Raw genomic sequence first — 24120 nt, 5'->3', positions numbered from 1 at the left:
CTCCTTTCTAAGATTCAGGGGTATTCATCATATGATTTGCAGTCAAGGTCATTCGTTCCATCATTTCCGTATAATAAGGTTCTTCTACCTCGTTTTCTACTAATGCAAGATTCATACAGGCCAGCCAAGCATCACGGGCGCTTGGTGTTATCGGAAACGGAAGATGTCTTCTTCTTAACATCGGATGTCCGCGTTCTTCTTCATACAATCTTGGCCCGCCGAAAAACTGTGTGAGAAATAACTTCTGTTTATGTGCTGTTTCGGTTAAATCATCCGGGAAAAGCGGTATTAAGACAGGATTTTCTTTTACATGTCCATAGAATGTTTCCACAATCTGCTCCATCTTTTCATAACCGCCAATTCCGCTATATACCGTTTTTATATTATTTTGTTTCATATCATTTGCTCCTTGTACTAGTATTGTAGCAATATAGATTCACTTCATCAAATAATCTGTACCGTAACAGAAGGCTAATCTCCTATTTGTTATTACAAATGGAAAATAACAATTTGTAATACAACTGCTTTTTACAGGGAGGTTCACTGTTTTTGATTAAAAAAACGTGCTATTTTAGCGGGCGTTTCCCGGAAAGGTATTTCATAGTTTCCAAGTAAGCTTTTAAATACTTTTTCTCCATGGTCCCTTGAAGCTGCTTCTAATTCCAGCTCAGTGTCCACCGTATCTAAATACATACTTTTATCTAAAACAATGAGTGTATCCTGATAAGTTCTCTCTTTTCGTAAGGTGGTCATTTTTCCTAAATAAGTCAGCGATGGCACATCGACAGACATTTCCTGCAGCTGTTTTAATACATTTGGAGCTTCTGTCGGCGAGCCGGAAGTCCATGATAGAAATGCTTCCTCTGTCAGCTTGTCATGCGTCTCCAATAATCCATCCGGATGCGGTTCTTTTAATGTTAAAGTATATGTTTCGTTCTTTTTCCGTATTCGTAATGCAGAATGGTTTCCTTTTAAATCAAAGGAGGGCGTTTCAAAGTAATAATTTGTCTGCTCTATTGTCTCTGCCTGTGAAAATAAAGCTTCTGCTAGTTGATTATATTCCTGTGTGGTCAGCAGGTTTTTAAATTCAATTTCTACTTCTTGGCTCATACATAAATCTCCAGTTCTAAAATTAGATTATCTCTATTATGGCTTGTATGAAGAAGCATTGCAAAAAATAACTATGCAGGCAGATGGCTTTCGAAAAAACCCGATACTTTGACATGGAGGTTCCTGACAGCAGGTTGTTTAGGAGTATTCTATTTAATTTCCAAATGCGTGGTCTAACTCCACCGTCTTTAGACGGTATCCGCTTTTAGCCTTATCTTTTTTGTCCATACTAATGGATGAGGTGATAGTATGGACGGATATCGAAAAAGCGGTCATGCAGTATATGATATAAAGTACCATGTTATATGGGTAACAAAGTATAGATATAAGGTATTGCAAGGTCATATAGCAGTTAGAGCAAGAGAATTGATTAGGCAAGGATGTGAAGCAAGAGGAATAACCATCCTGCAAGGTAGTGTTGGCAAAGACCATATCCATTTATTATTATCTTGTCCACCAAGTGTTGCGCCAAGTAAAATCATGCAATATCTGAAAGGAAGATCATCAAGGTTATTACAGGACGAATTTCCAGAACTAAAGAAAAGATATTGGGGACAGCATTTGTGGGCAAGAGGGTACTTTTGCGCCACAGTTGGAACAGTAACGGAAGAGATAATAAGAAATTATATAGCCAATCAATTCAATGAAAACAAAGACGATATATTCAAGATTGAAGAATGAGTTCAGTCTTATTTTGAATATGCTTCAGCTTAATGACTTTGAGCAGGACTTTAGCCTGAAGAGCGACTTTAGTCGCCGACATTCATGTCCAAATCCACCTGCTTTAGCAGGTGGTCGTTTAAGGCCCGGTTTGCCAAGTTTTCCTTAAAAGTCCCTCTTTCCTTTGTACTAATGCTACTCTGTGATAAAATAAAAATAATAATATTAGTTTACATATAGGGTGATGTTCGATGGACTGGGGAAAAACGTTAGCGCCATATAAACAGGCAGTAGAAGAATTAAAAGTAAAGCTAAAAGGGATTCGTGCTGAGTATGAGAGAGAATCCAGCAATTCACCGATTGAGTTTGTCACAGGAAGAGTTAAACCAATACCAAGTATTATCGAAAAGGCGCGTGAACGGCAAATTCCTCTTGAGAATTTAGACACCTTACAGGATATCGCAGGGATAAGAGTTGTTTGTCAATTTGTTGATGATATTTATCCCATCGTCGAAATGCTCAGGAAACGCAATGATTTTCAAATTATTGAAGAAAAAGATTATGTTTTTCATAAAAAAGATAGCGGGTACAGGTCTTATCATATGATTATTGAATACCCCGTGGAGACGGTGACGGGAAGAATAATTGTTATAGCTGAAGTTCAAATACGTACACTTGCGATGAATTTTTGGGCGACCAATGAACATTCTTTAAATTATAAATATGAAGGGAATTTACCTTCAGAGGTTAAACTGCGTCTGCAGAAGGCTGCCGAGGCTGCATTTAAACTGGATGAAGAAATGTCTAAAATCAGAAGCGAAATCCATGAAGCTCAGCGTGTTTTTCATCGTAAATCATAGACAAAGGATGGGAAAATGTAATGAAGTTTAAAATTGTTTCTAGAGGAGACAAGCGGTCAAATAAAATAAAGAACATGATGCGGCAATATTTGGAGTCTTTTGGACTGGAATATCACAAGGAGGAGCCTGATTTAGCTATTTCAGTTGGCGGCGACGGCACCTTTTTAGAAGCTTTCCATCGCTATAATCACCGTCTGAAAGAAACAGCGTTTATCGGGATCCACACCGGTCATTTAGGTTTTTACACGGATTGGACACAGGAGGAAGTGGATAAGCTCTTGACTGAAATTGCGAGAACGCCATTTCAGACGGTAGAATATCCATTAATGGAAGTAATCATCCGGGATGAATTAGGAAAAAAAGAAGACAGGCATCTTGCGTTAAATGAAGCGATGATCAAAACGGCAGATGGTTCATCTGTTGTCTTAGATGTGGAGTTGAAGGGGGAGCATTTTGAGACATTTCGCGGGGATGGGATATGTATATCGACCCCTTCCGGCAGTACGGCATATAATAAAGCGCTTGGAGGAGCAATTATTCACCCGTCTCTGGAGGCTATTCAGATAACGGAGAATGCATCAATCAATAACCGTGTTTTCCGGACGATTGGCTCGCCGTTAGTTTTGCCGAAGCATCATACATGCTTTCTGAAGCCGATGGTGGATAATTCCTTCTTGATTCAGATTGATCATTTCACAAAAAATTATCATGAAGTAAAATCGATCCAATGCCGTGTGGCAAATGAAAAGATTCGTTTTGCGCGTTTTAGACAATTTCCTTTCTGGCATCGTGTGAGAGATTCCTTTGTTACTGAGGTGGATTAAGTGTCCGCGGGCATACAAAAAAGCTGGGTGATTAATGAAGCTGGTGCGCAGCTGACAATTAAGGAATTTTTACAGAATAAGCAAGGTTTCTCTAGAAGATTACTGACTGCTATGAAACAAGAGGGCGGGAAATTTTTAATCAATGAACAAGAGAGTTATATAACAGAAACACTCAGGAAGAATGATAAATTAACCGTCATTTTTCCTGATGAAGTGTCAGACGGTATTGAAGCAACCGAAATGAATTTGGCAATTATTTATGAGGATGAAGATCATTTAGTTTTAAATAAACCGGCTGGACAGGCTTGTCTTCCAGGAATGAATGACCGCCAATATTCATTAGCAAACGGGATTCAGGCCTATTATAATGCATCAGGTCATCCGGCAACGGTGCATATCGTAACAAGATTAGACAGAAATACGTCTGGTCTTGTTTTAGTTGCGAAAAACCGGTATGCGCATGCGCTGTTATCCGAAGCACAGAAAAAGAATCAAATCCATCGTACATACGAAGCGATTATTACTGGAGAAATGACTCCTTCAGCCGGAACGGTACGTGCGCCAATCGCCCGCAAGAAAACATCTATTATAGAACGTGAAGTGAACTGGGAGGATGGTAAAGAGGCAACGACGCATTATCAGACTGTATCCACACTTTCTGGAGCATCTTTTTTGCGAATTCAATTGGAAACAGGGAGAACGCATCAAATTCGTGTTCATTTCAGTCATTTAGGGCATCCTCTCCTGGGAGATGACCTGTATGGAGGAAGCACAGATGCCCTCGAGCGTCAGGCGCTGCATTGTACAGCAATTGAATGGGAGCATCCTTTTGAACATAAGAAAATGCAATTCCACTGTATGCTACCCTCAGATATGGCTGCATGTAAAAAAAGCTTGTCTATTGATTATCCGGGAAATCTGTAAACCGCTCAGGCTGAAAGAATTGGTTGGATGGCACGGAAATGATTGTCTGCTCGGGAAATTGAAAAGCAGTCAGTTTATTTCCGAACACACAGCCCGTATCTATATTGATGGTCCGGTTGATTTGACGCGGTTCTAAAACTGGTGTATGCCCATATACAATCCATGGCTCTCCCCGGTAATGCTTTGCCCAGTCCCGCCGGATTGGTTTTCCCTGATGGTCTGTTTGGCCAGTGGCATCTCCATAAAGGACAAATGACTTTGTATGCCCGTCTCTCTGCCCAATTAAATGTTCCTTTATTCCTGCGTGGGCAACAACTAATTTCATGTCTTCAAAATGTAAATACAAAGGAGCATTCTCATAAAGTGTCTTAAACTTTTCCTGAATATCCATTTGTTGAGATTCGTTTAAGCTTTTCCATTCAGCAACCGTCGTTTCTAAACCATGCTTTTCCTGTACCCGGTTTCCTAAAAAATAACGGTATAATTTATTGCAATGATTTCCCGGGACATAATAAGCTATTTTTTGTTCCATAACTAACTGATAGACCAGGCGGATAACAGCGATGGAATCTGGTCCGCGGTCTGTTATGTCTCCTATAAATACGATTTTGTTGCCGTGAGGATGAGAATAGAAGCCTTGATTCTGATAATAATCCAGCTTGTCCAGCAGCTCCAAAAGTTCATCCAGGCATCCATGTACGTCGCCGATAATATCTAATTTCATCGTCAAACCTCCTTGTACATATAAGTTCATTTCATTAAAATATAGGCTCATCTTACAGTATAACTTAATTTTCTTTGAAGTATGTGATGGTGAATGAAATCTTTTTCACCGGTCCATTATGTTATTGGATTTTTTCCATTTTTGAAGCGTATCCTTTTACCGAGCTTTTTTGAACACACACGTAAATTAAAATAATAGATATAGTAATCATCATGTACACGTGAACTTCAAATTAGAAAAAGTTAATGTTTCTCTAATGCAAAATAATATATTACAGGAAAATTACTTGACAACAAGAAAAAACACATATAAAGTGATTTCTGGGTAAAAAAGTTGCCTTCAGGAAAATAAATAGCGTCGTAACCTTTTTTTAGTATATAGCCGGCAAAGAAAAAGCTGATCATCTAGTGAGATAAAGTTCTTGTTTGCTGCTGTAAGACTTGCTATTTGTTTCGCATCTTGTAAAATAGGGAAGGATGTGTAAGAATAAGAAAATCAGTGAAAAGAAAGGGGGAATTGCTATGAAAAAGGATCAATATGATGTTCAATATGAAGAACAGTTTCAAGAACATATTGATAAAGTTCAAGAAGCTTTGGAAATGGAAAACATGGAGGAGTTTCGGACAGAGTTTCTGGAAAACCATCCATATGATCAGGCTGTATTTTTCCAGCAGCAGGATGAAGAAAGAAGGTCACAGATATACACGTATTTATCTCCTGAAGAAATGTCAGAGATATTAATCAATATTGATTTGGATGATGTCGTTGAGTTTTTTGAGGAGATGGATCCGAGATATGCTGCGATGATTTTTGCTGAAATGCCTGTCGATGATGCAGTCGATATTTTGAATGAGCTGGATAAAGAAAAAGTAGTCAGTTATTTAACAATCATGGATAAGGAATCTGCTAACGATATTAAACAGCTGCTTCATTATGAAGAAAAAACTGCTGGTAGTATCATGACAACAGAATATGTTGTACTTTTTGAAAATCAAACTGTTTCCGAGACGATGAATCAGCTAAAAAAAGAAGCTCCAGACGCTGAGACGATTTATTACTTGTTTGTTCTCGATGATGATAAACATTTAGTCGGTGTTTTATCAATAAGAGATTTAATTATTGCGGACCATGATACATTGATTAAAGAAGTCATGAGTACCAAAGTTGTTGCTGTATCCGTTGCAAAGGATCAGGAAGATGTTGCACAGATGTTCAGGGATTATGATTTTCTTGCACTTCCGGTAGTGGATTTTCAAGATCACCTTCTAGGTATTATCACGGTCGATGATATTTTAGATGTTATGGAAGAAGAGGCCAGTGAAGATTACTCCAAATTAGCGGCGATGTCCAATACGGATATTAAGGATGATACAGCGATTCGTTCAGCAAGAAAAAGACTTCCTTGGCTGGTTATCCTGTTATTTTTAGGTATGTTAACTGCTACATTGATTGCCAGTTTTGAAGAAACCTTGGAGCAGGTAGCCATTTTAGCTGCTTTTATTCCTTTGATTGGAGGAACAGCAGGTAATTCTGGGACCCAGGCACTTGCTGTATCCGTACGAGGAATGGCAACAGGAGAATTTGAAAATACTGGGAAATGGAAGCTTTTGGGCAGAGAAGCATTAACAGGACTCATCAATGGGGTATTCTGTGGAATTATCCTTGCAGCAATTATTTTTATATGGCAAGGAAGTATTTATTTAGGCATACTTTTAGGGTTATCTATTATGGGTTCCCTTCTTGTAGCAACATTAGCAGGGGCTCTTATCCCGATGCTGATGAATCGATTGAATATTGATCCGGCAGTCGCTTCAGGGCCATTTATCACAACGATTAATGACCTTATCTCTACATTGATTTATTTCGGAATGGCCACTGCATTTATGAGTTATTTGATTTGATTATAAGACTGAAAAAGGATTGTCTCACAAATTAGAGGCAATCCTTTTCGTATGTAGAGACCATGGCGCTTTTGACACAAAACAAAATCTAGGTTCATAGACTATACAAGATAAGCCGAGAAGGGGTGTAATGACCAATGACAGAAAAAAATAAAGCGCAATCTCCTTTACTTTACATCAGCCAGCCGCAGCTGAAAGCGTCTCAAGCTCCGATGCAGGAGAATTATGTTGGCGACTATAGAAGACAGAGGAAACTCCATTCAAACGAAGTCCCGCCTTTGAATAAAACACAGCCAAAAGATAAAAAAAGACCATCAGCCGAGAGCTCCCGGTCAGAAGAACAGCAATCGAGCAAGAAAAAGTTTATGGAAATGACGATTCCGGAGAAAATAAATTATTTAACCAATCGATCTGAATTTGCTCCGTCGCTAAGGTGTGAAGTAATGACAGCTTCTAATAAAAAATACCGGGGCATTATTCGTGAAACAGAAAAAGATACTGTTTTTTTACAGTTGAATAACCGGAAAAACAGGGTAGAAATTGCAATTAAGGATATTGAAAGCATTCAGTTATTAGGTTTTTAAAAAACACCGTCCAGGAATATATTACCTGGATGGTGTCTTTTTAGTTCTTGCTGCTATTTTAGTGAAATGCTCTAATTGCTGGTAAGCAAGTAACATGGCAGAAACAATCTAAATCTACTGTGATACAAATACCTGTTGCTTCCAGGTCATCGGTGTTTTGGTCTGTAGGATCCTTCATATGATCAAAACCGCAGCTTTCTCCATCACTGAGTAATAACTCAAGAATAGCACAATTATTTTTATCTACTTTTTTCACCCTGAAAATAAAGCTGGATAAAATAGGATTCATTTTGTTGTGATGGTTTTTCGTTGTGCCAAACCCCTTAAAAGGTTTGCAATCCTTACAGTATAAAATAACAGGCACGGTGTCTAAATCGTTGGTTACTTCATTTGTGCATAAGAGGTCGTTGATTGATTGTTCACAGCTCGTATCACAGCAATTTTCTACAATGTCATTTTGAGCATCAACAATGTCTTTTAAAATATCTGCTACACAACTTCCGGTATCGTAATTTTTTCCACAACCCATGAGAAATTGCTCCTTTCACAATTTGAATTTTCTTTCCTTATAGGATATGTGTCTTCCCTGTGTTGGTGTGGGCGAGTGTGGTCATGATGAATGGCTATTTCAATAAAAATAAAGTGAAACTTCATTCAGCGGGGGTCTGAATGGGACTGGGACTGCGATTACCCGCCCCATCATAATCCGTCGTAGCGGTTGATTAACTTGACAACATTGGTAACCGCACCAGTTACAATGCAGAAAAATTCTGACTATACAAAAATTAAGAAATTGTATATAATATAAAAAAGCGGTTTCAAATTTTTTGAGGAAGGGTATATAAAGGTGACTATACAAAGGAGGTGCGGGGGATGGGATATATTCTTCCGGTGCAGACTTCACAGTATGCTGATTATCATCAAAGAGTACAGCCGACTCAGAAAAAAGCTGATCAAGTAGAAAGTGCATTTAAGGTTCAATTGGATAGAAAACATCAGGAGCTTAGTGCAACGTATGACCGTTATTACCGCAATCGGTCTGAACCTCAAAAGCCGATAGAGCTGCCATTGGATTCTTCCATTATTACCGGGAGAGGAAGATACGTCAATAAATATGTATAAAAGCATTCCTGTTCTAAAAAAGGAATGCTTTTATACAGTTAAGCGGAAAAACAGTATCAATCAAAATCTTTATATTTTTTATGTTCACGATTAAAAAAGGGAACAATGTATAGAGGACTCCCTTTTGTATACTCTGCATAAAAAATTTCTGAAACATCTTTATACCCCTGTTCATGGATAGACTCCTCCAGCCAGGATAAAGGAAGATTTTTCTCTTCCATATTATCTTGAATGATTTCCCCGTCATTAATGAGCGTTATAGGCAAGGTAACATCCTGGGGAGATAATTTTAAATCCTTGCGTGTAGGCGTTTGATAATCCGTTTTTTTCAGAACAGAAACCGTTCCATTTGCTTCTAATACCGCAAATTCTACCTCACTGATAGAGAACACATCTTTTTCTCTTAAAAGGTGCTGCAGCTGATTAATATCCAGCTTGGTTTTTTTCATCATATCCCGGACAAGTTTGCCGCGATGGATTATGATGGTCGGACTTCCTTCAAGCAGATGTCTGGTCCGCTTATACTTTTGTGAAACGATTTCAATAATATACATGAGAATAGCATATAGAGCTACGACGAATGCTATTTCCGGTATGCCGGCGTTTGGGTCAAATAAAGCATTTCCGACTAATTCTCCCAAGAGCAATGCAGAAATAAAATCAAATGGGGTAATCTGAGAAATCTGTGTTTTGCCTAATAATTTTGTGATTAAAAATAATGCGAAAAAACCAAAGATAACTTCTGTAAACATACTCATATAACTAGACATATCATACGCTCCTTTAATGTACACAGTATTTTATAGTGTGTACAGAAGCAGAGAAAAAATGTATTAAAAAAGACCCTTATCTGCCAGAGATAAGGGCCTCTATTTATAACTTTATAATTTTTTTATCATGGTGACGTGAGGAATGCCTGCATCCATAAATTCTCCAGATGTCACTTCATAGCCAAGCTTTTGGTAAAAAAGCTGCGCATGTGTCTGTGCGTTTAATTTAGCCAGATGATAATCCTGATTTGTAATTTCTTCTTCCATTTTTTGCATTAATTTCTTGCCGATAGCCTTCCCGCGCTGAGATTTGAGCACACAGATACGCTCTAATTTGCCATAACCGTCTTCTGTGAAGCGCAGACGGGCGGCTGCAACCGGGGTTTCTTCAGCATAGGCGATAAAATGCGTTGCTGTTTTATCGAATTCATCTATCTCTTCTTCAGGAGGCACGTTTTGTTCATCTACAAATACCTCATTTCGAATGTGATAGACATCTTGTAATTCTTCCGGAGTCAGTGCGGTTTTTACGAGCATGCGTGTTTATTCCTTTCCTAATAAAAATGTTTCATATACCGTCCAAGAACCGTTATCTAATTCGTATAACAGCTGGAAGCGGTCAATATAATCCTTGATTGCAAAACCTTCCATTTTTAATCTCCCTACAATATCCGAGAATTCATCATGCTCCAAATCCTGAGCAATCGTAATATGCGGTACGTAAGAGTGTTTTTGGTTATTTTCAAGTATTCCTTGCTGCAGCTGTTCATTGAGTGTTTGTAACTGTTCGATTGGTTCAACTTTCAAATAAATCGTATTGGTAATCGGTTCAAACGTACTTACCTTATTGATATGAATATAAAAAGGGTCTACGCTGCCCGCAATTTTATGGAGCTCCTGAACCACGTCATCAATCTGCTCCGGATCTGTTTCAAACGGGTACTTTAATGTAATATGCGGAGGGATTAATGCGTACCTTGGGTCGTAACGCTTTCTTAATGCATTGGCTTGATCCTGTACGTTTTTTGAAGGGAAAATAGCGATTCCATATTTCATTCATACAACCTCCTAGTATATAAATTATTATCAGCTATAAATAATCTGTATTTACATAAGTATAGCAAAAGAAATGGAAAATAGAAATTTTAATCAAATAAAGTTGTGAGCAGGCGGCGCATATCATTTTGCCAATACTTCCATGTATGAATGCCGTCCTCTAATTCATGATAGGTATACGCTGCTTCTGCTTTTTCCAATGCCTGATTTAATTTGCGGTTCGGTTCTACAAAGTCAGCTGTATTCCCGTCGCTCATTTTTACTTCTGTTTCCTTTGTACCGATGGTGTGATAAATGTCCAGTGTGGTCAGAGGCTTTGCCTGTTCGACATGTGCTAACACCTTATCGTCAACATAAGGAGACTGGAGTCCTGCTTTATCAAATAGATCCGGATATTTCATTGCGGTCATCAATGCCAATGTTCCTGCCAGAGAATCGCCAATGATCGAACGTGATTTTCCCTGGTGATTTGCCGGAATCAATTCATCTAAGTATGGCACGACTTCCTGGATGAGAAAATCTGTGTATGCTTCATTCTGCTCGCCGGACGGGTGATATTTTTCTCTGCGGTCATATTTATCTTTGTAATGAATTCCCACAAAAATCACATTATGCATTTCCTTTTCATCATGAAGCTTGTCGCTTAATGTAGCGATTCGTCCCATCTGAAAGTAATCCTTTCCATCCTGCATGATGCAGATTTCATATTTATATGCTGTAGAAAAAACTTCAGGATGATAAATCTGCAATGTCATCGTTTCTCCTAAAAAGGAGCTGTTTATTTCTTTTTCAATCATTTTACCTTTCCTGCGCAAGCTTCCCACCTCCATTTTTTTAATGTGTAATATGTTTTTATCGTCTAGAAACAGTTTATCATTGTGTGATGGTGCTGTCACTTGAACGTCCTTTTGAAGCATATTTTATTCAGCTTTGGGAAATGAAATTATAAATAATTGCGTTTATCTCAAGAAGTACCTCAGGAAAATAAAAATTTATCAATTAGCTTTTTAATGTCTGCAGACTATTAAAAGTTTACTATTATGTACGTTTGTAAAGTTTAGTTAATAACATTATTTCGTGTACTATAGGGAGGAGTATAGTCCTAAAAACTATACTCCACAGAGCTGAATGAAACATATATAAGTTTTAGATATACAACAGTTACATAATAAAATTGAAAAACCATTTCGAGCTCAAAAAGGATGACGGAAAAATGAGCAAGCTCAGAAAGGTGAACAGGTTTGTAAATATGGGGAATTTTAAAAGGAAAACAGCAAACCCCGACACTTACTCCTTAATAGAAAATTCATATGCAATTTTTCAAATTGAAGAGTGTTGTTATCAGAAGGTTCAATAAAGAAAGCAGGAATTAATAACTTACTTGTGTTACTGCATCTTGAGGAATGGCACTTTATCCTCGAAGTTTTTTGCAAGCAATTCTAAAAAAAGAACTAGAACTTTCTAAACTGTATTAATAAATAAACGAGGCTTATCACGAGAATACTCATTGATAGTTATTGGTTGATATAATGCCATATCTCTGTAAAACATTTTAAATGTAAACTAATCAATTTTCCATGGCCTAACAATTTTTTCGATGAAAGGTTTAGAACGTAAGATAATCTGGTTGATTTGATCAGGGTAATTCTTGGCCCCTTCTTTTTCTACATGGTAACAAGTTCTGGGGGGTGGAGGATCTTCGAGTAAAAACACATCGACTAATCCCTCTGTATAAAAACTCCTCGCGATGGAGACAGGTACTATAGCCCATAGGTTTTCCTGTTGTATTAAATCTTGCATGATTTTTGCCGTGTCGATTTGGATAAAGGTATTAGTAATCGGTCCCCAATGTTTTTCATGCCAATTTTGATAATCAATTCCCCAATTAATCAAAAGCTGATGTTCTGGACAAAGCTTATTATTCTCAATAATTTTATTGGGAAAATTGTTTTCTTTCTTTTGTATAAGAACTAATTCCTCTGTAAACAGCGGTGTAACATTAACATTACGAACGATACGCTCCTGTAATGGAAAACCAATATCAATTTCTCTTTGGTCAATTAAGGAGTAAATTTCGTTTGACTGATACGTACGTATTGCAAGCCTAACATTAGACAATTCTTTCGTAATTATAGTGTACAAAGACTTTAAAATATAGTTATGAACGCTATCGACTGCTCCAATTGTAACGGTGGTACTTTTATTCATTGATTTTACATTTTGAGCTTCGGATAATAATGATTCAAATTTTAAAGCAATTTGAAAAAAATGTTCTCCTTCATTTGTTAAAGATATACCTTTTATCCCTCTGTCACGGTTTAACAAGGTAATTTCATATTCTTCTTCTATGGCATTTAACCTTTGACTAATGGTTGACTGAGAGACAAACAAGTTATTTGCAGCTTTGGAGAAGCTTCCAAGTCTTACTGTTGTTAAAAATGCTTCCACTTGAGTCCAATTCATAGTATCTTTCCTTTTAATATCGATTTTTCTTATAATTAATACCTATAAATTTAATTTTACCATATATGAACTATTTGTTACAATTTTGTTCAACGGAATATTGAAAGGGCTTACAAAAAAGAGGGGGATGGATATGAAACGCTGGTTTAAAATGCCGTTATATACGCAAATTGCTATTGGCGGATTACTGGGTATTGTAGCAGGGCTTCTGTTAGGAGATTATGCCAAGTATCTTGAGCCACTTGGCACCTTATTTATTCAATTATTACAAATGTTGATTATTCCATTGGTGATTACTTCCATTTTGGCAGGTATTTTAAAAATGAAGAATGCGAAATCTGTGGGAAAAGTTGGTGGCGGTTTCTTGCTGTATCTTGTTATTACGAGCCTGATAGCAACATCAATCGGGATAATAACTGCATTGATTATTCAACCGGGGAAAGGAAACCAATCACTTTTAAATCATAATGAAACAGTTGAATCAAGTGATTTTAATTTTGTAGAACATTTCCTTTCCTGGATACCGACGAATATCTTTGAATCTTTAAGTAATATGGATATGCTGCCAATTATCATTTTTACTGTAATCATTGGGCTAGTAATGTTGGCTATCGGACAGGAAAAAGTCCCTACTGGGGTAAAGATAATAAATGAAAGTGCAAATATCATGTTGAAATTGACAGAGTATGTTATCAAATTAGCACCTTATGGAATTTTTGCATTACTTGCCAACATGGTTGGTACATTTGGTTCTGATATGCTGTCTTCAGTTATTTCGTTTGTGGTTGCTGATTATATAGCAATGGCAATTGTGTTGTTATTGGTTTATCCTGTTATTTTAAAAATAACTACGGGGTTAAATCCGATACAATTTTACAAAAATATTTATCCATCTATGTTATTTGCCTTTACAACCTCTACTAGTAATGCTACCATCCCAATCTCTTTGCAGGTATCAAAAAAGAACTTGGGAATTTCGGAAAAAACATCGGGTTTTACTATACCTTTTGGAGCGACAGTTAACATGGATGGGTTTGCAGTAGCTCTTGGTGTTATTTCTGTATTCGCAGCTAACTTATACGGTCTTGATATTACTATTTCTTTAATTTTACAATTTGTTTTATTAGGTCTAGTCCTTTCTATTGGAGCTGCAGGAGTTCGTGGAGCTGGCGTGGTTTTTTCAATTGTTTTATTGGAGGCGCTAGGGATGCCTTTATTAATAGTTCCTATATTAGCTGCAATTTGGCCGGTGATTGATATGGGTCATACAACTTTGAATATCGTAGGGGATTTAAATGGAACAACAATCATAGGAAAGAAAACAAATGATCTTGATGAGGAAGTATTCGCATCTAAAAATAAAAAAATAAATGTGGGAAAAGAAGATACTTTCTAACAGTAATAAAGGAGAAGTGATTTAATGAAAAAACGCAATAAAGAATTTTTTCCAAACGAGCTGCAAAATAGATTGAATTCAAGTTTTATGTATTTAAATAAAAACCCTGATGGAGAGTCTCGGATTTTCTTTGAGAATGCTGGAGGATCATTACGTTTAAAATCTGCAGTGGAAGAGCAGTCCCGTTTATCTGCTATACCCGATTGTCCAGAAAGAACACACGATATAGCATTGGATATTCGGAGAATTATTGAGCAAGGTAAAAAGGACATCAGGCTTTTCTTAAATGCAAAAGGAGGCTCCATTGCTTCATCATTGACAGCTTCTAAGTTAATGTTTGAAATGATAACAACGATTGCTGCATCCTGTAAGAAAGGAAATATTGTAACAACTGAAATTGAACATCCATCTTCTTATGACGCATGTCAGTTTGCTGCTGAACAATACAATCAAGAGTTAAGAATAGCGAAAGCAGATTTTAAATCTGGAAGCATCCCGATTCCCAATATAGTGGAACTAGTTGATGAAGAGACAGTAATAGTATCAGTAATTTTAACTTCCAATATAACTGGTGCAATGCATGATATAAAAAAAATCACTGAAGAAATAAAGAAGAAAAATCCAAATACTTTTGTAGTTGTTGATGCAGTACAAGGAGCGCCTCATGGGGTAATTGATATTGATACCTGGAATATAGATGCACTTAATATTGCTCCATATAAAATGTTTGGTAATCGTGGGGTTGGATTTGGATACCTTTCTGATCGAGTTTCCTCCCTCCCGCACCAGCGTTTATTGGCAACAGAGGAAAACAATTGGGACGTAGGGAGTCCTACGCCTTCCCATTTTGCTGGGTTCACGAAAATAATAGACTATATCTGTGAGATTGGCGGATATTTTAGCACTTCCAATAACAGAAGAGATTTAATTGTGGAAGGTATGAGTCGAATCCATTTTCAAGAACAAGCAATTTTACACCGTTTGTTGTATGGCTCCACAAGAGTTAAAGGTACTAAATACCTAAAAAATGTGAATGTGCATTTTGAGGAAGCAAATGGAGTGAATCAAGATCTAATTTTGGCTCTGACATTTGACAATATTTCCTGTACTGATGCAGTGAAGCTATATGGAGAGAACAATATATTAGTTTATGCTAGGGAATCAACTAGTCATTATTCGAAAAGAATTCTAGAATCAGTTGGCCTTAAGGCAATCGTCCGGGTATCACCTATTCATTGCCATACTTCCGGAGATATTGATAAATTTCTTGAAGTAACAAGAAAAATATCGGAAAAGAATTAATAAGAATTGTAATTTGTTTAGACCTGCCCAATGCATGGATTTGATAGACTTTTGGGCAGGTTTTTTAATATTTTATTGTTTCGTACTTTAGCGATCAAGGTTATCTATATAGCTGACTTAAGCACTTGTCAAAAACATTTCTGATTATAATTTTAATTAAAAAAAGTTACAATCAATGAATAATATATTGGAAAAGCGAATCCATTGAAAACTTTCCTGTAATCCTGGATGTAGACAAAAAATTTTCTGCAATTTCTTTTTTTGTAAGACTGTTTTCTTTTAAGCGATGAGAAAACATCGATAAATAGGGAAGGAGTCGATTTAGTAAATTTATGGCTCTCTATTACATCGGAATTAGTAAATATATACTTAATTTAAGAATTTTTTTGCTTAGAGCTCATTTTATTGATAAAGGTGATAATATTTCCCTTTCCGCTTCATAAGCTCCTCGTGGCTGCCCTGTTCCATGATATTTCCACCTTCCAGCATGATAATTTTATCTGCTTCCCGAATCGTATTGAGTCTATGGGCGACAACAAAACTTGTGCAATCCTTCATCAGGCGTTTTAATGCTTCTTGAATGTGCAGCTCTGTTACGGTATCAATATTACTGGTCGCCTCATCAAGGATTAAAATTTTCGGCTCTGCTAATAATGCGCGGGCGATGGTCAACAGCTGTTTTTGTCCCTGACTGATTCCGCTTCCGTCCTGATCCAAAACGGTATCGTATTTATCCTGCAAAGATATGATAAAGTCATGAGCATTCGCATCTTTCGCAGCCTGTTCTACTTCTTTATCCGTCGCATCTAAGTTGCCGTAACGGATATTTTCCCGAATCGTTCCGTGAAATAAGAATGTATCCTGTAAAACAAAAGCCATATGCTTCCGGAGACTGGTCCGCTTTATTTTTTTTATATCGATGTCATCCAGTGTAATCTGACCGCTATCATAATTATAAAAGCGGGAGATCAGATTAATAATGGTAGTTTTCCCGGCACCAGTGTGGCCTACAAATGCAATTGTTTCTCCGGGCTTTGCTTCAAAGCTGATATCATTTAGAATGTCGGCTGATTCGTAACCGAAGCCGACATGATCAAAAACAAGATGACCTTTTGTATCTGGAAGATCTATTGCCTCGTCCTCATCAATTTCCTCTTGTGTTTCATCCATTACCTGAAATACTCTTTCTGCACCCGCGATAGCGGATAGCAGCAAGTTGAATTGGTTCGATAATTCATTTAAAGGTCTGGTGAATTGTCGCGCATATTCAGTAAAGATAACAATCGTTCCGACAGTAACCAGTGCTCCGTCTGATGTGATAACCAGCACACCGCCAACAAAGGCAATCATCGCAAAGCTTAAAAAGTTCAAGGTATTCATGATTTTTGGGATGAACCCTGAGATGGTCAAAGCCCAAAAACCAGTATTCTGCAAGGATTTATTTCTTCGCTCAAACTGGTCTTTTACATAATCCTCCTGTGAATACGTCTTCACAACATGCTGACCGGAAACGATTTCTTCTACATAGCCGTTTACATCTCCCAGATCCCGCTGCTGTAATTTATATAGAGGGCCGGTTCTTCTTGTAATCCAGCGCATCGCGAAAAACATTACCGGAATAATCGACATCGTAACAGCTGTCAGAATAGGACTCAGATAGAGCATAATACTGACTGTGCCGATTAAAGTAAGCACACTGGCGAAAATTTGAATCACTGATTGGTTCAGGGTGTTATTAACATTATCGATATCATTGGTTAACCGGCTCATCAACTCTCCATGCTGCCGCTGGTCAAAGTAGGAGATAGGAAGGCGGTGAAATTGTTCAAATAAATTTTTTCTCAGTGTATATACAGTTTGCTGTGCAATATCTACCATCCAATAGTTTTGCAGAAAAAGCGATAAGGAATGGATCATGTAGACGATAACCAAACCTAAAAGCAGCAGACCAAGTCCGTTTAGCTGCCCGACTGCAATAAAATGGTCAATGGACATTCCGACTAGAAAGGGACCCAATAGAGCAAATAATGAACTGATAACGACCATGAAAATGACAAGAAATAATTTCCCTTTTTCCATTTTTAAATAGTTCCAGATTCGTTTTAAGGCAGCTCCCATGTTTTCTGCTTTTTTTGAAGCACCTGTATTCACATTTGATACATCAATTCGTTTATATTGAAAAGCTGCTTTTAAAGAACTATTTCGCATGGAGAACCTCCTTTTCCTGCTGTGATTCTGCGACAGCCCGGTATAATTCAGAGCGGTCGAGCAGTTCATTATGCGAGCCGATATCCAGAACTTTCCCTTGGTCAAGCAGGAGTATCCGGTCGGACGTTTTAGCAGTAGTTATTTTTTGCGTGATCAGAAGAACTGTACATGGATAATGATCCAATGCTTGCAGAAAACGTGCTTCAGTAGCTAAATCAAGTGCACTTGTACTGTCATCGAGCATTAACATCTCCGGCTTGCGAATAAGGGCGCGGGCAATAGAGATACGTTGTTTTTGTCCGCCTGAGAGATTTACTCCTTTCTGACCGACTCTGGTTTCATATTGATGTTCCAGATGCTGAATCGTATCATGGATTTGTGCATCCTTCGCTGCTTGAATCACTTCATCCATTGTTGCGTCTTTTTTTCCAAAAGCGATGTTGTCAAAAATAGAGCCGGTAAATAAAAGCGGTGTCTGCGGAACGTAACCGATACCATCTCGTAAAGCCTTGAAGGAATAGTCCGTTAAAGGTATATCATCTACGTAAATATTTCCTTTAGAAGGCTCGTAAAGGCGGGGTATCAACTGGAATAAAGAAGTCTTTCCGGACCCTGTTGCTCCAATAATCGCCAGTCGTTCACCAGCATTTACGGAGAATGAAATATCTGATAATGTTTCCTTTAATGCGTCCGGATAACGGAAAGAAACATTTTCAAATACGATGCGTCCTTTCGACAAAGAAAAACCCGCCTGTTTTAGCTTCTCTTGTTCTCCATCTTCCTCTGTGAGCACCTCGCTGATTCGCTCGGCAGACGCCTTTGTTCTGGAAAGTATCATGATAATAAAAGAAAACATGGAAATGGCCATCGCTACACGAAGCGCATAATTGATCATCGTAACAACTTCACCAATATTTGCCTGCCCGTTAACAGTTTGGATGCTTCCGAACCAGATAATAAAAATTAAACTTAAATTCATAACAAACAATAAAACAGGACCGGTTGATTCCACAATTCGAAAGGTTTTCCGGGTCGTGACAGCAAGTGTCCGGTTGGCGCCATCAAATCGGTTTTCTTCTGTGCTGCGGCGGGTAAAGGCTTTGATCAGTCTCATTCCGGCAAGGTTTTCCTGCATGACACGATTGACATTATCTACATTGCTCTGTACCTGTTTAAATAATTTGCTTGAAATTTTTAATATCCATAAAAGAAATAAAATGAGCAGCGGGACAGTGACTAAAAAAATCAATGCCAGCTGCGCATTGACTACAAAAGCCATAATAACGCCGCCAAGAACAGTCAATGGTGCTTTTGCCATAATCCGAAGCACCATGAAAACAGTATTCTGAATCTGACGGATATCATTTGTAAACCGTGTAACCAGAGAAGATGTAGGATATTTATTTAATTTTGCATAGGTGAAGTTCTGAATCTTGGAAAATAGTTCCTCCCGCAAATCATAAGCATAGGAAAAGCTGACATGAGAGGATAGAAAAGAATTTAGAACGCCTGCAAGAAAGGATAAAAGAGCCAGGCCAATCATAATCGAACCCCAAAATGAAATATTTTGAATATCCTGATTTACTACCCCTTGATTAATCATCAGTCCCAAGAAGAGGGGAAGCAGCAGCTCTACCGTAAGCTCGATAAGCATTAATGAGAATGCAATTATTGAAGGAAATGTATAAGGTCTTAAATAGGAAAACACCTTTCGCAAATCAACCACCCGCCAACTAAAAGAGTAAAAGTATTCAGAAATTAAAATGGAAATAAATTGTTTATTATATTATAGAATGAATGAAGATAGATAAGCTAGTATTTGGTTCGGGTTACGAAGTGACGCCAGGGTATTGTATTTAGAAAACTGTTATTAGAATCGTACTGCTGTTAATCGGTGATATTAATTGATATCACCTAAATATACAGAAAATGCCTTACCTGATTCATAAGCCATGATTTTTTCACGAAGTGTTTGAGGATATAATCGATAATTTAATAAATCTGTTAACGGCAGCCATTCAATACCTACTTGTCCATCATCGGGCACCGAGCCATTTCTAATTTCACTATTGCTGCTTTTAACATCACACAAAAACATATACTCCATTTGATGCAATTTGGAATCAAACGCAGCATGCTCATGGTTTTTTCCTATATATTCTCTGACGAATAATAGGTTACCTATTTCAACAGCAGCATTGATTTCCTCTAAACATTCTCTGCTTAATGTTTGATGCAAATTTTCTCCATGTTCTTGGCCGCCGCCGGGCAAGATAAAGTAGTATCCGTCCTTATCTCGTTTTTTAATTGTAAGCAGTTGTTTATTCTGAATAATAATTGCTTTTGCTGAGTTTCTTATATTCATTGTAGTCCTCCTTAGTTGATTGGAATTTTTAAGTGAGTTTAGAAACAATCACATTTTCTAAACGTATTCATAATGAACCAGTTTAAAACAAGAATAACTAAATACCTGTAGAATGTTAGATAAAGAGGATTAATAAATAAAAAAATAGCAACTCCTAAATGATTAGAAGTCGCTATTTATTAATGAATGATTCCGATTGGACTCGAACCAACGACTTCCACCCTGTCAAGGTGGCGCTCTCCCAGCTGAGCTACGGAATCGTATGTAAGTACAAATTATATTATACAGCCAAATGAAGCAGAAGACAAGCTAATAAATATTTATTTTATTCGAAAGAATCGTATTGAAAAGTAATCTTTTAGTGTCTGCTTTATCTACTAGATAATTTCCTCTGCATACCCACACATTGAACCAGAATAAAGAGATTATGCTGCCCGGATATAGATAAATTTAAAATCATAAGAATATTTAATAACTTTCCTTCAATTCTTCCTTCCTGTAAAATGAAATAGATTACATTATATTTAATTTGAAAGAGAGAGGAAATATAAAAATGCTAGAAAAATTAAAAGCCTATCGATTTCCACTTATTCTTTTAGCTTCTATTATTATTGGAGCGATAATTGGATTGATTTTTGGAGAAGATGCAACTGTCATCAAACCTTTTGGGGATTTATTTATTAATTTATTATTTATGATTGTTATCCCGCTTGTATTTTTCTCGATTTCTTCAGCTATTGCCAGCATGGATAGCATGAAGCGGCTTGGGAAAATCATGGGATCGATGATTACCGTATTTATCGTAACGGGGGTGATTGCCTCTGTATTTATGCTTATTGCAGTAGTTATTTTTGAGCCTGGATCAGGCGTAGATATTCCGTTAAATGCTCCTGAAAATGTGGAAGAGCAAAGCTTATCAGATCAATTAGTCAATACATTTACTGTACCAGATTTTGTTGATTTATTTTCAAGAGATAACATGATGGCTCTTATCGTTATGTCAATACTGATTGGTGTTGCAACTGGATTGACAGGAGAAAAGGGGAGGCCATTTGGAAGATTACTAACGAGTGCTTCTGATGTGTTTATGAAGTTGATCAAACTCATTATGTATTATGCTCCGATTGGACTCGGTGCTTATTTTGCATCTTTAGTAGGAGAATTTGGGACAGCGTTGATTGGTGATTATGCAAAAGCAGTGATTGTTTATTACCCAGTGGCTGTATTGTATTTCGCAATTGGTTTTACATTATATGCCTTTCTTGCCGGCGGAGGAAAAGGGGTCAGCCGCTTTTGGAAGAATATACTAGGACCGGCTGCAACCTCGCTGGGGACTGGAAGCAGTGTTGCAACAATCCCGGTTAACCTGCAGGCAGCCGAACGAATCGGTGTTCCGAAAGATATTCGCGAGACTATTATGCCGCTTGGAGCAACCATTCATATGGATGGTTCCTGTCTATCTGCGATGTTAAAAATCGCTTTTATCTTTGGCGTGTTTAACCAGGACTTCACTGGAATCGATACATTTTTAACTGCCATTGGTATTTGTTTATTATCTGGTATCGTTATGAGCGGAATCCCGGGCGGCGGTTTTACAGGAGAGTTAATGATTATTACATTGTATGGCTTTCCGATTGAGGCCCTGCCAATCATCACAGCTATTGGAGTGGTTGTTGACCCGCCAGCTACAATGGTGAACTCTACTGGTGATACGGTGTCGAGTATGGTTGTGGCAAGACATATCGAAGGGAAGGACTGGATGGAGAAAGCAGATGCCGCCAGGACTTAATTTATAAAATGCAAAGGTGCTGTGTCCCGGTAAGTTTGGGGTACAGCACCTTTTTTAAATTATTTAGTTTAGAAATATATTATTCGTGGAACACAAATAATATAAATAAATTGTTAGATTTCGTAGGAGGTATATTAACATGAGTGATGGTTTTAAAGATAAAATTAAAGGTGCAGGAGATAAAGTAAAAGGTGAAGCAAAAGAAGCGTACGGCAAAGCAACCGATAACCCGAAAAAGCAAGCGGAAGGAAAAGCTGATAAAGCAAAGGGTGCCGCAAAAGATAAAAAAGGTGAAATAAAAGATGAGCTGAATAGTTCGAATGAAGATAATACGAAATAATAGAGCTGTTTTTGCATCAATATCGTTTTGAAAATCGTTTTATCAACTTTTTTCACACAAACAAAACCCCGGATTTCTTGTCTACCAAGAAATCCGGGGTTTTGAATAGGATTCTCGTTATTAACGAGAGTAGAATTCAACAATAAGCTGTTCGTTAATCTCAGCTGGAAGTTCAGAACGCTCAGGGAAACGAGCATACGTACCTTCTTTTTTCTCCGCATCAAAAGTAGTATATTCTGGTACGAAGTTGTTCACTTCAATCGCTTCTGTAACGATATCTAGTTTTTGAGATTTTTCACGAAGAGCAATTGCTTGACCTGGTTTTACAGAGTAAGATGGGATATCTACGCGAGCGCCATCTACTGTAACGTGACCATGGTTAACCAATTGACGTGCTTGCTTGCGTGTGCGAGCAAGACCTAAACGGTAAACAAGGTTATCAAGACGAGATTCAAGAAGAATCATGAAGTTCTCACCGTGGATACCTTTCATGTTACCAGCTTTATTGAACAGGTTACGGAATTGACGTTCGTTCAATCCGTACATGAAGCGTAGTTTTTGCTTCTCTTGCATTTGCAAGCCGTATTCAGATAGTTTTCTGCGTGAGTTCGGTCCATGTTGACCAGGAGCGTAAGGGCGTTTATCTAATTCCTTACCAGTTCCAGTTAATGAAATGCCAAGACGACGTGATTTCTTCCATACTGATCCAGTATAACGTGACATAGGACATTTCCTCCTTTATGTTTTATTTGCATAAAATAAAACGCGCGTGATCGTTCCGTTGTTCATTATGTTTTCATGTACCATCGCTCCAGCAGCAGAGAGTTACACGATACACCTTTATAAGCTGAAACTTACAAAGGAACAAAATGAGTGCAAGCGTCGACTCACTTAGGCCACTTTATTATTTTACACAAACTATAGTATATAATTTACACATACGCTTGTCAACATAAAATTAACATAGAGTTAAATAAATCAAGCTAAATCAGAGTGGAATTAACAAAATGTTAAATTAGAATATTATTTTTTCTCTAAGAGCAAAAATGATTTATTATGCATTCGAATCCGTTATAATGAATATATCTACAGTTACCATTTATAGTGAAAAAGAACGTTTATAAATGTTTCTCAAGCTGTGCAACAAATTTTTCTAAATTATCTTGGTCAATCGCATCGAATCTGTCATATATCGGACTGTCAATATCCAAAACGCCGATAATTTCGTTATTCCGGGAAATAGGAATAACAACTTCAGATTTTGACGCTCCATCGCAGGCGATATGACCAGGAAATTGATGGACATCTGCTATGCGCTGTGTTTTATTTTCAGAAACCGCAGTACCGCAAACTCCTTTTCCAAAAGGGATACGAATGCATGCAGGAAGTCCTTGAAAGGGGCCGAGCACTAATTCTTCGTTTTCGGTTAAGTAGAATCCAACCCAGTTAACTTCATCTAAAAATTGGTTGAGCAGAGAGGAAGCATTTGCTAATAGCGCGGTTTGATTTGATTCTCCTGTGGATAGTGCATCCAGCTGTTTAATAAGAAGCTCATAGTCTTTTGTTTTTTCTCCAGAATAATCAAGTTGTTGAAACATGATGTATTACCTCCTAAAAGTTTATAGTAAAAGCGTGACAAATAATGACATATTGAAATTTATTGTCGATAATCGATTAAAGGATTTATCCCTTTCTTTGTCGTATGAATAGAGTAAGGAGTTG

General features: G+C 37.5%; 25 protein-coding genes and 1 tRNA gene. 11 read left to right on the top strand and 15 right to left on the bottom strand.

What is annotated here, in order from left to right:
* Nucleotides 1-7: 7 nt before the first annotated feature.
* Both MKX55_RS16065 and MKX55_RS16060 read right to left on the bottom strand, forming a co-directional pair.
* Nucleotides 8-397, bottom strand: coding sequence for a globin (locus MKX55_RS16065; protein ID WP_339178632.1), 390 nt, complete (start codon nucleotides 395-397; stop codon nucleotides 8-10).
* Between the two features lie 143 nt (nucleotides 398-540).
* Complete coding sequence (locus tag MKX55_RS16060; RefSeq protein WP_339178629.1) at nucleotides 541-1110, bottom strand: CYTH domain-containing protein; 570 nt, start codon at nucleotides 1108-1110, stop codon at nucleotides 541-543.
* Nucleotides 1111-1359: 249 nt separating this feature from the next.
* Between MKX55_RS16060 and tnpA the strand changes: the two genes are divergently transcribed.
* The 4 genes from tnpA to MKX55_RS16040 all read left to right on the top strand — a co-directional run bounded on the left by tnpA (nucleotide 1360) and on the right by MKX55_RS16040 (nucleotide 4378).
* Complete coding sequence (tnpA, locus tag MKX55_RS16055; RefSeq protein WP_256708565.1) at nucleotides 1360-1791, top strand: IS200/IS605 family transposase; 432 nt, start codon at nucleotides 1360-1362, stop codon at nucleotides 1789-1791.
* Between the two features lie 230 nt (nucleotides 1792-2021).
* The gene (locus tag MKX55_RS16050; RefSeq protein ID WP_042535431.1) at nucleotides 2022-2630 is read left to right on the top strand and encodes a GTP pyrophosphokinase family protein; all 609 of its coding nucleotides are present in this window, start codon (nucleotides 2022-2024) and stop codon (nucleotides 2628-2630) included.
* Nucleotides 2631-2650: 20 nt separating this feature from the next.
* Nucleotides 2651-3454 (top strand): NAD kinase, encoded by an 804-nt coding sequence (locus MKX55_RS16045; protein ID WP_042535429.1) that lies wholly within the window; start codon nucleotides 2651-2653, stop codon nucleotides 3452-3454.
* A complete protein-coding gene (locus MKX55_RS16040) occupies nucleotides 3455-4378 on the top strand; it encodes an RluA family pseudouridine synthase (protein ID WP_339233484.1) in 924 nt (307 codons plus the stop codon).
* Here MKX55_RS16040 and prpE read toward each other — a convergent pair.
* The gene (gene prpE / locus MKX55_RS16035; RefSeq protein WP_339233483.1) at nucleotides 4353-5102 is read right to left on the bottom strand and encodes a bis(5'-nucleosyl)-tetraphosphatase PrpE; all 750 of its coding nucleotides are present in this window, start codon (nucleotides 5100-5102) and stop codon (nucleotides 4353-4355) included. The genes MKX55_RS16040 and prpE overlap by 26 nt on opposite strands.
* Nucleotides 5103-5623: 521 nt before the next feature.
* On the opposite strand from prpE, the gene mgtE reads away from it, so the two are divergent.
* Together mgtE and MKX55_RS16025 are read left to right on the top strand one after the other, a co-directional pair.
* On the top strand, nucleotides 5624-7003 hold the full coding sequence (gene mgtE, locus MKX55_RS16030; protein WP_339178622.1) for a magnesium transporter: 1380 nt from the start codon (nucleotides 5624-5626) through the stop codon (nucleotides 7001-7003).
* 137 nt (nucleotides 7004-7140) lie between these two features.
* Nucleotides 7141-7587 (top strand): CotO family spore coat protein, encoded by a 447-nt coding sequence (locus MKX55_RS16025; protein WP_339233481.1) that lies wholly within the window; start codon nucleotides 7141-7143, stop codon nucleotides 7585-7587.
* 58 nt (nucleotides 7588-7645) lie between these two features.
* Here MKX55_RS16025 and MKX55_RS16020 read toward each other — a convergent pair whose 3' ends face one another.
* Nucleotides 7646-8116 (bottom strand): CotY/CotZ family spore coat protein, encoded by a 471-nt coding sequence (locus tag MKX55_RS16020; protein WP_339233479.1) that lies wholly within the window; start codon nucleotides 8114-8116, stop codon nucleotides 7646-7648.
* A 344-nt stretch (nucleotides 8117-8460) separates the two neighbouring features.
* On the opposite strand from MKX55_RS16020, the gene MKX55_RS16015 reads away from it, so the two are divergent.
* The gene (locus tag MKX55_RS16015; RefSeq protein ID WP_339233478.1) at nucleotides 8461-8709 is read left to right on the top strand and encodes a hypothetical protein; all 249 of its coding nucleotides are present in this window, start codon (nucleotides 8461-8463) and stop codon (nucleotides 8707-8709) included.
* 56 nt (nucleotides 8710-8765) lie between these two features.
* Here the strand turns inward: MKX55_RS16015 and MKX55_RS16010 are convergent, their stop codons facing one another.
* From MKX55_RS16010 to MKX55_RS15990, 5 genes are all read right to left on the bottom strand, one after another.
* Nucleotides 8766-9479 carry a DUF421 domain-containing protein gene (locus MKX55_RS16010; protein WP_339178614.1) on the bottom strand — a complete coding sequence of 238 codons (714 nt, stop codon included), beginning with the start codon at nucleotides 9477-9479 and terminating at the stop codon, nucleotides 8766-8768.
* A 111-nt stretch (nucleotides 9480-9590) separates the two neighbouring features.
* Complete coding sequence (locus MKX55_RS16005) at nucleotides 9591-10016, bottom strand: GNAT family N-acetyltransferase (RefSeq protein WP_339233477.1); 426 nt, start codon at nucleotides 10014-10016, stop codon at nucleotides 9591-9593.
* 6 nt (nucleotides 10017-10022) lie between these two features.
* Nucleotides 10023-10535, bottom strand: coding sequence for a YjcG family protein (locus MKX55_RS16000; RefSeq protein WP_339178610.1), 513 nt, complete (start codon nucleotides 10533-10535; stop codon nucleotides 10023-10025).
* Between the two features lie 89 nt (nucleotides 10536-10624).
* Nucleotides 10625-11350, bottom strand: coding sequence for an alpha/beta hydrolase-fold protein (locus MKX55_RS15995; protein WP_339233476.1), 726 nt, complete (start codon nucleotides 11348-11350; stop codon nucleotides 10625-10627).
* A gap of 748 nt (nucleotides 11351-12098) precedes the next feature.
* Entirely contained in the window at nucleotides 12099-12998 is a 900-nt protein-coding gene (locus tag MKX55_RS15990) for a LysR family transcriptional regulator (protein WP_339233475.1), read from the bottom strand.
* A gap of 133 nt (nucleotides 12999-13131) precedes the next feature.
* Between MKX55_RS15990 and MKX55_RS15985 the strand changes: the two genes are divergently transcribed.
* Entirely contained in the window at nucleotides 13132-14394 is a 1263-nt protein-coding gene (locus tag MKX55_RS15985; RefSeq protein ID WP_339233474.1) for a dicarboxylate/amino acid:cation symporter, read from the top strand.
* A gap of 24 nt (nucleotides 14395-14418) precedes the next feature.
* On the top strand, nucleotides 14419-15696 hold the full coding sequence (locus MKX55_RS15980; RefSeq protein ID WP_339233473.1) for an aminotransferase class V-fold PLP-dependent enzyme: 1278 nt from the start codon (nucleotides 14419-14421) through the stop codon (nucleotides 15694-15696).
* Between the two features lie 402 nt (nucleotides 15697-16098).
* Here the strand turns inward: MKX55_RS15980 and MKX55_RS15975 are convergent, their stop codons facing one another.
* From MKX55_RS15975 to MKX55_RS15960, 4 genes are all read right to left on the bottom strand, one after another.
* Entirely contained in the window at nucleotides 16099-17904 is a 1806-nt protein-coding gene (locus tag MKX55_RS15975; RefSeq protein ID WP_339233472.1) for an ABC transporter ATP-binding protein, read from the bottom strand.
* The gene (locus MKX55_RS15970) at nucleotides 17894-19621 is read right to left on the bottom strand and encodes an ABC transporter ATP-binding protein (protein WP_339233471.1); all 1728 of its coding nucleotides are present in this window, start codon (nucleotides 19619-19621) and stop codon (nucleotides 17894-17896) included. Before MKX55_RS15970 ends, MKX55_RS15975 begins: the two co-directional genes overlap by 11 nt.
* A 183-nt stretch (nucleotides 19622-19804) precedes the next feature.
* On the bottom strand, nucleotides 19805-20269 hold the full coding sequence (locus MKX55_RS15965; protein WP_339178604.1) for an NUDIX domain-containing protein: 465 nt from the start codon (nucleotides 20267-20269) through the stop codon (nucleotides 19805-19807).
* Between the two features lie 187 nt (nucleotides 20270-20456).
* Nucleotides 20457-20529, bottom strand: a tRNA-Val gene (locus MKX55_RS15960).
* Between the two features lie 293 nt (nucleotides 20530-20822).
* On the opposite strand from MKX55_RS15960, the gene MKX55_RS15955 reads away from it, so the two are divergent.
* Together MKX55_RS15955 and MKX55_RS15950 are read left to right on the top strand one after the other, a co-directional pair.
* Nucleotides 20823-22058, top strand: a complete 1236-nt coding sequence (locus MKX55_RS15955) for a dicarboxylate/amino acid:cation symporter (RefSeq protein ID WP_339178602.1) — start codon at nucleotides 20823-20825, stop codon at nucleotides 22056-22058.
* A gap of 139 nt (nucleotides 22059-22197) precedes the next feature.
* Nucleotides 22198-22398, top strand: coding sequence for a CsbD family protein (locus tag MKX55_RS15950; RefSeq protein WP_339178599.1), 201 nt, complete (start codon nucleotides 22198-22200; stop codon nucleotides 22396-22398).
* 120 nt (nucleotides 22399-22518) lie between these two features.
* On the opposite strand, the gene rpsD is transcribed toward MKX55_RS15950, so the two are convergent.
* Nucleotides 22519-23121: a 30S ribosomal protein S4 gene (gene rpsD / locus MKX55_RS15945; protein WP_339178597.1), complete on the bottom strand. Its 603-nt coding sequence runs from the start codon at nucleotides 23119-23121 to the stop codon at nucleotides 22519-22521.
* 395 nt (nucleotides 23122-23516) lie between these two features.
* Nucleotides 23517-23996, bottom strand: a complete 480-nt coding sequence (locus MKX55_RS15940) for a GAF domain-containing protein (protein ID WP_339178594.1) — start codon at nucleotides 23994-23996, stop codon at nucleotides 23517-23519.
* Nucleotides 23997-24120: the final 124 nt, after the last annotated feature.

The sequence above is a fragment of the Oceanobacillus sp. FSL W7-1281 genome (genome assembly GCF_037969835.1).
GTDB classification, from domain to species: domain Bacteria; phylum Bacillota; class Bacilli; order Bacillales; family Amphibacillaceae; genus Oceanobacillus; species Oceanobacillus oncorhynchi.
This window is presented reverse-complemented; position numbering and strand designations above follow the sequence as displayed.